The following is a 2176-nucleotide window of genomic DNA, read 5'->3' on the forward strand; positions in this document are numbered from 1 at the left end:
CATCGAGTGCGGCCAGGCTGCCGGATGCTGCACCGTCGGCGTGTTCCTGACCGGCACCACTGCCGGGCAGTTCGCGGAGTTGGGCGCCAATGCCGCCTATGAGGACGTGCCGGCCTTCGTGGCGGCCCTGTGCGGTGACAACGCGTGAACACCCTCCCGCTGGGCAAACTCGACGCCGATTTCCTCGCCCGCCTCCTGCGGGGCATCCCCACTCCACCCGAAGTCCTCGTGGGTCCCGGCATCGGCTGCGATGTCGCCGTCATAGACCTCGGGCAGGACGAACTGCTGCTCGCCAAGACCGATCCCATCACCTTCGCCACCGACGCCATCGGCTACTATGCCGTGGCGGTCAACAGCAACGATATCGCCACCAGCGGCGGCCTCCCTCGCTGGTTTCTGGTGACACTGCTTCTACCCGAGGGCGCGACCACGCCGGAACTCGTCGAGAGCATCTACGGTCAACTACAGGACACCTGCCAGCGCCTCGGCATCGCTCTGGTGGGAGGTCACACCGAAGTCACCCACGGCCTCGACCGGCCGCTCCTGGTCGGCCAGATGCTCGGCCAGGTCCGCCGCGACGAACTCATTCACCCGGACGGCATGCGGCCGGGCGACGTGCTGCTCCTGACCAAGGGCGTAGCCCTCGAGGGCACCTCGCTCATCGCCCGCGAACAGCGCGAGGAACTCCTGCAGCGCGGCTACGAGCCCGCCTTCCTGGATCGCTGCGCCAACATGCTCTACGATCCCGGGATCATGGTCCTGCCGGAGGCGCGGGCGATCTGCGGGGCCATCCGCCCGCACGCCCTCCACGATCCGACCGAGGGCGGCCTCGCCACTGCCGTCTGGGAAATGGCCGAGGCCTCACAAGTCGGCATTCGCCTGGAATACGAAGCGATCCCATTCTTGCCTGAAGCCCAACGCCTCTGCGACGAGTACGATCTTGACCCACTGGGCCTGATAGCCTCGGGCTCCCTCCTCGCCGCTGTCGCGCCCGCCGACGCCGAAGCCGCCGTCGCCGCCTGCACCAAAGCCGCCATCGCCTGCACCGCCATCGGTCGAGCCACCGAGCTCACCGAGGGCAGCGTCCTGGTACGCGATGGCCGGGAGCAGCCGCTGCCGCGCTTCGATCAGGACGAGATAGCCCGCCTGTACTGACCGCCATTCGTGCTTCTTGACCCCAACGGGGCCACCCGCCGTCCACTGGATCATGAGAAACCGGCCCAAGCGCATGAGACACCCTCTCACCCTCAAAATCCTGCTGTTTCTGTGTCTCGCTCCCCTTTCCGCCCAGACCAATCAAAGCGTGCCCAGGGCCTCACGCCCCAAGCCACGCCCCGTTGCGCAGCCCACGGCGCCCCCTTCCACCGTCTTCAGCGTCTTTGGCGACACCCGCCCCGGCGGTAAGCCCGAGCGCCTCAAGATCGTGTCCGCCGTAGCCCGCGCCATGGCCGCCGAACGCCCTGCCTTCACTCTCGGCACCGGCGACTACATTGACGGCGCCAACAACGCCGCCGACGTCCGCCGTCAATACCAGCGCTTCTTCGAGGCCCTGTTGCCGCTCCAGAAGTCCGGCCCCGTGCCCCTGGCCGCGGCCGCTGGCAACCACGACCTGGGTGGGGGGCTGGGCGGCCTGTTCGAGCAGTACTTCGGACGCCGCTACTACTCCTTCGACGTCAGCTGCGCGCACTTCGTCATCCTCGACACTCAGCAGCCCGGCCAGTATGGCCGGATTGACGGGACACAATGGCAGTGGCTCTACCAGGACCTGACGCAGGCCCAGGACAAATCGCTCATCTTCGTGACCCTCCACCAGCCACTCTTCCCGGTCAGCGTCCATCGCGGCAGTTCGCTCGACAAGTACCCCAAGTACCGCGACCGCCTCCACCTGCTGTTCGCCAGGGCCAAAGTCAACGCGGTCTTCGCGGGCCACGAGCACCTGTACAACCACCAGGTCCGCGACAAGGTCCACTACTTCATAACGGCCGGCGGCGGCGCCCCCCTGTACGCCAACCCAGACGCCGATGGCCTCTACCACTACCTCAGAGTGCAATACAACGACGATGACTACGCGGTAGAAGTAAAGCAAGTTCAGCCTTGAGTGACGACTATGCCCGGCACTCCATGCTTTTGCCTCGCCTCTTCGGAGGGGCCGAATGATCGCGCCGTCTGCGATCAT

2 protein-coding genes are annotated in these 2176 nt (G+C 66.5%); both read left to right on the top strand.

Annotated elements, in window-relative coordinates:
• Positions 1–144 precede the first annotated feature (144 nt).
• Entirely contained in the window at positions 145–1155 is a 1011-nt protein-coding gene (locus LLH23_20960) for an AIR synthase family protein (GenBank protein MCE5240939.1), read from the top strand.
• 73 nt (positions 1156–1228) lie between these two features.
• Entirely contained in the window at positions 1229–2098 is an 870-nt protein-coding gene (locus LLH23_20965; GenBank protein ID MCE5240940.1) for a metallophosphoesterase, read from the top strand.
• The last annotated feature ends 78 nt before the right edge of the window (positions 2099–2176 follow it).

The organism is bacterium (assembly GCA_021372615.1).
GTDB lineage: Bacteria > Armatimonadota > Zipacnadia > Zipacnadales > UBA11051 > JAJFUB01.